At 71.9% G+C, this 9832-nt stretch carries 8 protein-coding genes; 2 read left to right on the top strand and 6 right to left on the bottom strand.

Going from position 1 to position 9832, the window contains the following annotated elements; all coding sequences use genetic code 11:
* Nucleotides 1-308: 308 nt before the first annotated feature.
* Both T328_RS26895 and dapA read right to left on the bottom strand, forming a co-directional pair.
* Nucleotides 309-1994, bottom strand: a complete 1686-nt coding sequence (locus tag T328_RS26895) for a ribonuclease J (protein WP_496498762.1) — start codon at nt 1992-1994, stop codon at nt 309-311.
* Nucleotides 1995-2175: 181 nt separating this feature from the next.
* Nucleotides 2176-3075 carry a 4-hydroxy-tetrahydrodipicolinate synthase gene (gene dapA, locus T328_RS26890; RefSeq protein ID WP_496498761.1) on the bottom strand — a complete coding sequence of 300 codons (900 nt, stop codon included), beginning with the start codon at nt 3073-3075 and terminating at the stop codon, nt 2176-2178.
* A 343-nt stretch (nt 3076-3418) separates the two neighbouring features.
* Between dapA and T328_RS26885 the strand changes: the two genes are divergently transcribed.
* Together T328_RS26885 and T328_RS26880 are read left to right on the top strand one after the other, a co-directional pair.
* On the top strand, nt 3419-3664 hold the full coding sequence (locus T328_RS26885) for a hypothetical protein (protein WP_496498760.1): 246 nt from the start codon (nt 3419-3421) through the stop codon (nt 3662-3664).
* A 142-nt stretch (nt 3665-3806) separates the two neighbouring features.
* On the top strand, nt 3807-4376 hold the full coding sequence (locus T328_RS26880) for an SCO5741 family PH domain-containing membrane protein (protein WP_496498759.1): 570 nt from the start codon (nt 3807-3809) through the stop codon (nt 4374-4376).
* Between the two features lie 73 nt (nt 4377-4449).
* Here the strand turns inward: T328_RS26880 and T328_RS26875 are convergent, their stop codons facing one another.
* The 4 genes from T328_RS26875 to T328_RS26860 all read right to left on the bottom strand — a co-directional run bounded on the left by T328_RS26875 (nt 4450) and on the right by T328_RS26860 (nt 9438).
* Entirely contained in the window at nt 4450-4893 is a 444-nt protein-coding gene (locus tag T328_RS26875) for a hypothetical protein (protein WP_496498758.1), read from the bottom strand.
* Between the two features lie 22 nt (nt 4894-4915).
* Nucleotides 4916-5671: a 4-hydroxy-tetrahydrodipicolinate reductase gene (gene dapB, locus T328_RS26870; protein ID WP_496498757.1), complete on the bottom strand. Its 756-nt coding sequence runs from the start codon at nt 5669-5671 to the stop codon at nt 4916-4918.
* Between the two features lie 144 nt (nt 5672-5815).
* The gene (locus T328_RS26865; RefSeq protein ID WP_496498756.1) at nt 5816-7210 is read right to left on the bottom strand and encodes a M16 family metallopeptidase; all 1395 of its coding nucleotides are present in this window, start codon (nt 7208-7210) and stop codon (nt 5816-5818) included.
* Nucleotides 7207-9438 carry a polyribonucleotide nucleotidyltransferase gene (locus T328_RS26860; RefSeq protein ID WP_496498755.1) on the bottom strand — a complete coding sequence of 744 codons (2232 nt, stop codon included), beginning with the start codon at nt 9436-9438 and terminating at the stop codon, nt 7207-7209. Before T328_RS26860 ends, T328_RS26865 begins: the two co-directional genes overlap by 4 nt.
* Nucleotides 9439-9832: the final 394 nt, after the last annotated feature.

Raw genomic sequence — 9832 nt, 5'->3', positions numbered from 1 at the left:
GGCATCGACTACTTGGCACACTGTTGAGTTCTCAAAGAACGGACACTTCCATCAAAACCCTCACCAGGCTTCTCCGGGCGTTTCCCTTCGGTGTGTTCCAACCCTAACAGCTTTCTCAGGGTTGAAATGACCGCCCCTCGGGCCCAGTTGAGCGGGCACGACGGCCCTCGGGCTCGTCGGGCGGTGCCGTAAACCTACTGGACGTTCGGCCTCCGTGCAAATCGGCCCCGGCCCAACCCCCGCCCCGGGCAACGTCCGAGGCGGGGGTCGGGTCCGGGGCGGGTGGTCGGGACGGGTCCGGTGAGGGGTCAGACCTCGACGACGACCGGGAGGATCATCGGGCGGCGGCGGAAGGTGTCCGAGACCCACTTGCCCACGGTGCGCCGTACCAACTGCTGGAGCTGGTGCGTCTCGGCGACGCCGTCGGAAGCGGACTTGGCCAGGGCTTCCTCAAGCTTCGGGATGACGTCCCGGAACGCCGCGTCCTCGATGCCGGAGCCGCGGCTCTGGACGTGGGGGCCGCCGACGATCTTGCCGGTGGTGCTGTCCACCACGACGAAGACGCTGATGATGCCCTCTTCGCCGAGGATCCGGCGGTCCTTGAGCGAGGATTCCGTCACGTCGCCGACGGAGAGGCCGTCGACGTACACGTATCCCGCCTGGACCTTGCCGGAGATCTTGGCGACGCCGTCGACCAGGTCGACGGCCACGCCGTCCTCCGCGATGACGATGCGGTCGGCGCGGACGCCCGTGGCCGCCGCGAGTTCGGCGTTCGCGCGCAGGTGTCGCCATTCGCCGTGGACGGGCATGACGTTGCGGGGCTTGCAGATGTTGTAGAAGTACAGCAGTTCGCCGGCCGAGGCGTGGCCCGAGACGTGGACCTTGGCGTTGCCCTTGTGGACGACGTTGGCGCCCCAGCGCGTGAGGCCGTTGATGACCCGGTAGACCGCGTTCTCGTTCCCCGGGATCAGGGACGAGGCGAGGATGACGGTGTCGCCGGGGACGATGCGGATCTGGTGGTCGCGGTTGGCCATACGGGACAGGGCGGCCATCGGCTCGCCCTGCGAGCCCGTACAGACGAGGACGACCTCGTGGTCCGGCAGGTCGTCGAGGGTCTTCACGTCGACGACGAGTCCGGCGGGCACGCGCAGGTAGCCGAGGTCGCGGGCGATGCCCATGTTGCGGACCATCGAGCGGCCGACGAAGGCGACCCTCCGCCCGTACGCGTGGGCGGTGTCCAGGACCTGCTGGATGCGGTGTACGTGGCTGGCGAAGCTGGCCACGATGATGCGGCGCTGCGTCGACGCGAAGATGCCCCGCAGCACCCCGGAGATGTCCTTCTCCGCTGCCACGAAGCCGGGTACCTCGGCGTTCGTGGAGTCGGCGAGCAGCAGGTCGATGCCCTCCTCGCCGAGCCGCGCGAACGCGGGCAGGTCGGTGAGGCGGCCGTCGAGGGGCAGTTGGTCCATCTTGAAGTCGCCGGTGTGGACGGCGAGGCCCGCGGGGGTGCGGATGGCGACGGCGAGCCCGTCCGGAATGGAGTGGTTGACGGCGACGAACTCGCAGTCGAAGGGCCCGATGCGCTCCCTGCCGCCCTCGGCGACCTGGAGGGTGTACGGGCGGATGCGGTGCTCCTGGAGCTTGGCCTCGATCAGGGCGAGGGTCAGCTTGGAGCCGATCAGCGGGATGTCCGCCTTCTCGCGCAGCAGGTAGGGCACCGCGCCGATGTGGTCCTCGTGCCCGTGCGTGAGGACGATGCCCTCGATGTCGTCGAGGCGGTCCCTGATGGTGGAGAAGTCGGGGAGGATCAGGTCGACGCCGGGTTGTTCCTCCTCGGGGAAGAGGACGCCGCAGTCGACGATCAGCAGACGGCCGCCGTACTCGAAGACGGTCATGTTGCGGCCGATCTCGCCGAGTCCGCCGAGCGGCGTGACGCGCAGGGCGCCCTCCGCGAGTGCCGGCGGCGGGCCGAGTTCGGGATGGGGGTGGCTCAAAGGTCTCTCCTCACCATGCGCACCGGCCGGGTCCCGGCGGTGGGCCCGGGCGGGGCGCACATGGATGCGTGCGGCGGCGGCTTCCCTGAAGCCGCGCCGCGGGTTTCTCGGTATGCGGTTGTGACGTCTCGGTGGCGGTGAGGACGGCGGGTGCGCGACGCGTACGGCTCGGGGCGTACGGCTAGACGTGCACGCCGCCGCCCTTGAGGTCCCGCTTGAGCTGCTCGGTCTCCTCCGGGGAGAGCCCGACGAGCGGCAGTCGCAGCGGGCCGCCGGGCAGCTGCCGCAGGGCGAGCGCGGCCTTGACGGTGATCACGCCCTGGGTGCGGAACATGCCGGTGTAGACGGGGAGCAGCTGTTGGTGGAGTTCGGTGGCCTTGGCCACGTCGCCGCCGGTGTACGCCTCGATGAGGGCGACCAGCTCCGGGGTGACGAGGTGACCGACGACGGAGACGAAGCCGACGCCGCCGACGGAGAGCAGCGGCAGGTTCAGCATGTCGTCGCCGGAGTACCAGGCGAGGCCGGTCTGGGCGATGGCCCAGCTGGCGCGGCCGAGGTCGCCCTTGGCGTCCTTGTTGGCGACGATCCGGGGGTGCTCGGCCAGCCGGACCATGGTCTCGGTGTTGATCGGGACGCCGCTGCGGCCGGGGATGTCGTAGAGCATCACGGGCAGGTCGGTGGCGTCGGCGATGGCCGTGAAGTGCGCGTAGAGCCCCTGTTGCGGAGGCTTGCTGTAGTACGGCGTGACGGTCAGCAGGCCGTGGGCGCCGGCGTCCTGGGCGGCGCGGGCCAGCTCGATGCTGTGCCGGGTGTCGTTCGTCGAGGCTCCGGCGACGACGTGGGCGCGGTCGCCGACGGCGTCCACCACGGCCCGTACGAGTTGGGCTTTCTCCGCATCGCTGGTGGTCGGGGACTCACCGGTGGTGCCGTTGAGCACGAGCCCGTCGTTGCCTGCGTCGACGAGGTGGGCGGCGAGTCGCTGGGCGCCGTCGAGGTCGAGGGCGCCGTCGGGGGTGAACGGCGTGACCATGGCGGTCAGCATCCGTCCGAAGGGCGTCTGCGGGGTGGATGTCGGAGCCATGAGTGACACGCTACTCGTAAGAATGCCCGGAGTGCGCGCTTGGGTGGCGTGCGGTGCCGCAGGCGCGGGAGAACCCGGCACTGCCTGCTCGGGGGTTCAAGCAGTACCGGGTTCCTGTCCTCAGCCTAGGTGAGCTTCGCGATAATCACCATTCCGGACATTTCGCAGCGACTTTCGAGCACCCGTGTCGCGCGGGCGTTCGGGACGCCGTCTGCACCTTGGTACCTTTGAGGGGTATTCGCCGCATGCCCGAGGATCTGGGCACTTTACGGGACGTTCCGACGTTGTCCGGGTGGCAGGAGTCAAGTCGACAAACCCACGAGTCCCGAGGTGGTGTCACCGCATGCTTCGCCGTCGGCGTGAGCCCGTTCCGTTCCCCTTCACAGCGGAGGCGGACCGCTTCCGCGGCGACGTCCCCGTACCGCCGCCGGTGAAACGCGCCGGGATCGGCGAGATCGCCGGGCGGGTGCTGGTGAGTGTGCTGGTCGTGGCGGGGCTCGTCGGCGCGGTGGTGTTCGGCGTGCCGGCGATGCAGCTCACCGACGACCACGGGTCCGCGCAGGACACCGAGACCGTGCGGAACCCCTGACGCGGCGGCTCGCGGCGCCACCCGTGCCGCGGTCCCTGCCGTTCCCGCGATCGCTGCCGTCCCAGCCGTCCCAGCCGCCTCGGCTGCCCCGTCCGCACCCCCGGGGTGGTGAGCCCGGCGGGGCCTCGCTAGCCTCGCAAGCGTGCCACTGCCCTTTCTGACCGCCGACCGCGACTTCGGAGACGTCGCCGGCGACGCGCCGCTCCCCTACGCCGACCGCGACCGCTGGCGCCGGCCGTACCGCCCGGGGCCCTGGCGGGTGTTCGGCGCCGCCGTCGAGCTGCTGCTCGCCTCGTACCTGCTCTTCGCCACCGTCATCATGCTGCTCGCGCGCTCGGTCACCGGCGGGCTGACGTGCGCGGGCGTGGCGGTGCTGTTCATCATGGCGGCGCTGCGGCTGCTGCGGGTCGGGGTGTGGGTGAGCGCGCACGGGCTCCGGCAGGTCCACCTCTTCCACACCGTCACCCTGGCGTGGGACGAGATCGCCGCCGTACGCACCGTGCAGCAGCCGGTCAAATGGCTCGGCCTGCCCCGTACGGTGCAGGGGCAGGCGCTCGTCGTGACCACCGCGGCGCGCCGGCGCGGGCGGGGCGGCGCGGGCACGCCGCTGCGGCCGCTGCTCACGGACAACAACGCCGACTTCCTGAGCCGCCCCGAGGCGTTCGACCGGGCGGCCGACACCGTCGAGGCGTGGGCGACGGAGCTGCGCTGACGCTCCCGTGGCGCCGCCGGCCTGCCCGCGCCGCCCGCCCGGGCCGCCGGCCCCGCCCGGGTCGTACGACCCGCTAGCCCGCCGTCCTGCGCAGCGCGATCGCCCGCTGCATCGCCTTGCGCGCCCGCGGGGTGTCCCGCGCGTCGTGGTACGCCACCGCCAGCCGGAACCAGCACCGCCAGTCCTCCGGGGCCGCCTCCGTCTCCGCCTTGCGCCGCCGGAAGACCTCGTCGGCCGAGTCCCTGTCGATGCGGCCGCTGGGCGTGCGCTCCAGCTCGTCCACCGGCAGCCCGCCCTCCGCGTCCAGCTCCCGCGCGAGCGCGTCCGCGGCGCGCGCGAAGGCGGTGGTGTGCCAGAGGAACCACAGGCCGATGGCGGGGAGCACCAGCACGGCGATGCCGAAGGCGACGGTCACCGGCGTGCCCTCGCGCAGCAGGTACCAGCCGCGGGTGCCGGCGAGGAAGAAGTAGACGACGAGCACGGCCGACAGCACCGCGTAGGTGATCTTCGAGCGCATCAGCAGGGTCCAGCCGTCGCCGTCAGCCGAGGTCGAGGAGGTGTTCCAGGCCGACCGTCAGACCCGGGGTCTCCCGCACCCGGCGGGCGGCGAGCAGGATGCCCGGCATGAAGCTGCTGTGGTGCAGCGAGTCGTGCCGGATGGTGAGCGTCTCCCCGGTGTCGCCGAGCAGCACCTCCTGGTGGGCGAGGAGCCCCCGCAGCCGTACGGCGTGGACGGGCACCCCGTCGACGTCGGCGCCGCGGGCGCCGGGCAGGGCGGTGGCGGTGGCGTCGGGCTGCGGCGGCAGACCGGCCTCGCGGCGGGCCTCGGCGATGAGGCGGGCGGTGCGGGTGGCGGTGCCGGACGGGGCGTCGGCCTTGTCCGGGTGGTGCAGCTCGACGACCTCGGCGGATTCGAAGAACCGGGCGGCCTGGCGGGCGAAGTGCATGGTGAGGACGGCGCCGAGGGAGAAGTTCGGGGCAATGAGCACGCCGGTGCCGGGGCTGTCGGCGAGCCGGGCGCGCAGCGCGTCGAGGCGCTCGTCGGTCCAGCCGGTGGTGCCGACGACGGCGTGGATCCCGTGGCGTACGCAGAAGTCGACGTTGGCCGGGGCGGAGTCGGGGTGGGTCAGCTCGACGGCGACCTCGGCGCCGGCCTCCGGCAGCTCCGCGAGGTCGTCGTCGCGGTCGACGGCGGCGACGAGGTCCATGTCGTCGGCGGCCTCGACGGCCCGGGCGGCCTCGGAGCCGATACGGCCGAGGGCGCCGATGACGGCGACCCTGAGCTGGGTGGTCATGCGAGTTACCTCCGGTATCACTGGGGGTGGTCCCCTACCCCGCCCTTCCCGAAGCCGGGACCGGCCGCCCCGGACCCCGCCGGCGCGCCGCCCCTGCCCGAAGGGCGTTCCCACACGTTACGTCCCCCGCCCGGCGACCTCTCGTCAGGCCACCGCCTCCTGCAGCGCGGTGGCCTGCCTGTCGGTCACCGGCCCGATGACGGACAGGGACGGGCGGCGGCCCAGGACGTCCGCCGCCACCTCGCGGACGTCGTCGGGGGTGACGGCGCGGATACGGGCCAGCATGTCGTCGACCGACATCTGCTCGCCCCAGCACAGCTCGCTCTTGCCGAGGCGGTGCATGAGCGCGCTGGTGTCCTCCAGGCCCAGCACCAGCGAGCCGCACAGCTGGCCGACGGCGCGGGTGACCTCCTCGTCGGCGAGACCGTGCCCGGCGACGTGCGCCAGCTCCTCGCGGCAGAGCTTGAGCACGTCGGCTGCCTGCGCGGGGCGGCAGCCGGCGTAGACGCCGAAGAGGCCGCAGTCGGCAAAGCCGGAGGTGTAGGAGTACACGGCGTAGGCCAGGCCGCGCTTCTCCCGGACCTCCTGGAAGAGCCGGGAGCTCATGCCGCCGCCGAGGGCCGCGGACAGCACGCTCAGCGCCCAGCGGCGCTCGTCGTGCCGGCCGACGCCGGGGGTGCCGAGGACCAGGTGCGTCTGCTCGGTGCGGCGCTCCAGCAGCTCGAAGCGGCCGGCGGTACGCAGCGCGCGGCTGCCGGCGCGGGCGGCGTGCGGGGCCGCGTCGGGGCCGCCGAGGGCGCCGGCGCGGTCGAAGGCGGCGGCGACGCGGCGTACGACATCGTCGTGGTCGACGTTGCCCGCGGCGGCGACGACGAGCCGGGGCGGTGTGTAGTGGCGCTGGTAGAAGCGGGCGACGCGGTCGCGGGTGAGCGCCGTGACGGTCTCGACGGTGCCGAGCACGGGGCGGCCGAGCGGGGTGTCGCCGAGCATCGTGCGGGCGAAGAGGTCGTGGACGCAGTCGCCGGGGTCGTCCTCGGTCATCGCGATCTCTTCGAGGACGACGCCGCGTTCGGCCTCGACGTCCTCGGCGCGGATGACGGAGCCGGTGAGCATGTCGCAGACGATGTCGATGGCCAACGGCAGGTCGGTGTCGAGGACCCGCGCGTAGTAGCAGGTGTACTCCTTGGCCGTGAACGCGTTCATCTCGCCGCCGACCGCTTCGACGGGCGCGGAGATGTCGAGGGCGGAGCGCGTCCGGGTGCCCTTGAAGAGCAGGTGCTCCAGGTAGTGGGTGGCGCCGCCGAGCGCGGGGGTCTCGTCGCGGGAGCCGACGTGCGCCCAGATGCCGAAGGTCGCGGAGCGGACGGCGGGCAGCGTCTCGGTGAGCACGCGCAGGCCTCCGGGCAGCACCGTCTTGCGTACGGTGCCGGCGCCCTCGCTCCCGTCGAGCAGGGTCGCGGCGGTGGCGCGCGGACGGGGGACGGCCCGCCCCCGGTACGGGGGGCGGGCCGCCTTCCGACTGGTGCGGGGATGGGTCACTTCGCGGACTCGTCCCCGGACTCCCCGGCGTCGTCGCCGTCCTTCTCCTCGTCCTCCAGGACGGGGATGAGGGAGAGCTTGCCGCGCTGGTCGATCTCGGCGATCTCGACCTGTACCTTCTGGCCGACGCCGAGGACGTCCTCGACGTTCTCGACGCGCTTGCCGCCGGCGAGCTTGCGGATCTGCGAGATGTGCAGCAGGCCGTCCTTGCCGGGCAGCAGCGAGACGAAGGCACCGAACGAGGTGGTCTTCACGACCGTGCCCAGGTAGCGCTCGCCGATCTCGGGCATCGTCGGGTTGGCGATGCCGTTGATGGTCGTACGGGCGGCCTCGGCGGCCGGGCCGTCGGCGGCGCCGATGTAGATCGTGCCGTCGTCCTCGATGGTGATCTCGGCGCCGGTGTCCTCCTGGATCTGGTTGATCATCTTGCCCTTGGGGCCGATGACCTCGCCGATCTTGTCCACCGGGATCTTGATGGTGATGATCCGCGGGGCGTGCGGGGACATCTCGTCCGGCCGGTCGATGGCCTCCATCATCACGTCGAGGATGTGCAGCCGGGCGTCGCGGGCCTGCTTCAGGGCCGCGGCCAGCACGGAGGCGGGGATGCCGTCGAGCTTGGTGTCGAGCTGCAGGGCGGTGACGAACTCCTTGGTGCCGGCGACCTTGAAGTCCATGTCGCCGAAGGCGTCCTCGGCGCCGAGGATGTCGGTCAGGGTCACGTACCGCGTCTCGCCCTCGATCTCCTTGGAGATCAGGCCCATGGCGATGCCGGCGACCGGGGCCTTCAGCGGCACACCGGCGTTCAGCAGCGACATCGTGGAGGCGCAGACGGAGCCCATGGAGGTCGAGCCGTTGGAGCCGAGCGCCTCGGAGACCTGGCGGATGGCGTACGGGAAGTCCTCGCGGGCCGGCAGCACCGGCACGATGGCGCGCTCGGCGAGCGCGCCATGGCCGATCTCGCGGCGCTTGGGGGTGCCGACGCGGCCGGTCTCGCCGGTGGAGTAGGGCGGGAAGATGTAGTTGTGCATGTAGCGCTTGCGGGTCACCGGGTTGAGGGTGTCCAGCAGCTGCTCCATGCGCAGCATGTTCAGCGTCGTCACGCCCATGATCTGGGTCTCGCCGCGCTCGAAGAGCGCCGAGCCGTGCACCCGCGGGATCGCCTCGACCTCGACGGCCAGCGGCCTGATGTCGGTGACGCCGCGGCCGTCGATACGGACCTTCTCGCGGATGACGCGCTCGCGCACCAGCTCCTTGGTGAGCGCGCGGTACGCCGCGGAGATCTCCTTCTCGCGGCCCTCGAACTGCGGCAGCAGCTTCTCGGCGGCGACGTCCTTGACGCGGTCCAGCTCGGCCTCGCGCTCCAGCTTGTTGCTGAGGGTGAGGGCCTGGGCCAGCTCGTCGCGGACGGCCTGGGTGAGCGCCTGCAGCACGTCGTCCTGGTAGTCGAGGAAGACGGGGAACTCGCCGGTGGGCTTGGCGGCCTTGGCGGCGAGGTCGGCCTGCGCCTTGCAGAGGGCCTTGATGAAGGGCTTCGCGGCCTCCAGGCCGGCGGCGACGACCTCCTCGGTCGGCGCGACGGCGCCGCCCTTGACCAGCTCGACGGTCTGGTCGGTGGCCTCGGCCTCGACCATCATGATCGCGACGTCGCCGTCGTCGAGGACGCGGCCGGCGACGACCATGTCGAAGACGGCCTCGTCCAGCTCGGCGTGGGTGGGGAAGGCCACCCACTGGCCGCGGATGAGGGCGACGCGGGTGCCGCCGATGGGGCCGGAGAAGGGCAGGCCCGCCAGCTGGGTGGAGGCGGAGGCGGCGTTGATGGCGACCACGTCGTAGAGGTGGTCGGGGTTGAGCGCCTCGATGGTCGCGACGATCTGGATCTCGTTGCGCAGGCCCTTCTTGAACGAGGGGCGCAGCGGCCGGTCGATGAGCCGGCAGGTGAGGATGGCGTCCTCGCTGGGGCGGCCCTCGCGGCGGAAGAAGGAGCCGGGGATCTTGCCGATGGCGTACATGCGCTCTTCGACGTCCACCGTCAGGGGGAAGAAGTCGAGCTGGTCCTTGGGATGCTTGGAGGCGCTGGTCGCCGCGAGGACCATGGTCTCGTCGTCGAGGTAGGCGACCGCGGAGCCGGCGGCGAGCTTGGCGAGCCGGCCGGTCTCGAAGCGGATGGTGCGGGTACCGAACGAGCCGTTGTCGATGACGGCCTCGCTGTAGTGGGTTTCGTTCTCCACCAGGAAATTCTCCTCGTCTGCGCCCACGCCCGTATGGCGTGGGCGGTGAGCGGTGGAGCACCCGCGCGGCAGGCTCGGGCCGGATGAGCGGCTGTAGGCCGGGCCGGTCTTCGATCGAAGCCATCGGGGGGCGCGCTCTCGCGTGCTCCGAAGGCCACTACCGAGGACCGGCGCCCGCTGTCGGCACAGGTCCGGCGGCTGCGGGCGGTTGCTCCCCGTGTTCACTCTGTGCTGATGTCCTGCCGACCAGAGTACAAGTCCCCCGGGCGGCGTCTCGACGGCTGGCAGGCAACCGATCGGTAAGGGTCCGTACGGACGGACCCGCCCGGCGTCCGGGCGGAACCGGAGCGCTGCGGGCATACGCCGAGGGAGCGGCTCCCGGCGCGGGAGCCGC

Source organism: Streptomyces sp. CNX435, from assembly GCF_059570575.1.
This window is presented reverse-complemented; position numbering and strand designations above follow the sequence as displayed.

Coding starts and splice junctions, on each gene's coding strand:
- dapA (WP_496498761.1), bottom strand. CDS start 3,075: ATGGCTCCGACATCCACCCCGCAGACGCCCTTCGGACGGATGCTGACC.
- T328_RS26885 (WP_496498760.1), top strand. CDS start 3,419: ATGCTTCGCCGTCGGCGTGAGCCCGTTCCGTTCCCCTTCACAGCGGAG.
- T328_RS26875 (WP_496498758.1), bottom strand. CDS start 4,893: ATGCGCTCGAAGATCACCTACGCGGTGCTGTCGGCCGTGCTCGTCGTC.
- dapB (WP_496498757.1), bottom strand. CDS start 5,671: ATGACCACCCAGCTCAGGGTCGCCGTCATCGGCGCCCTCGGCCGTATC.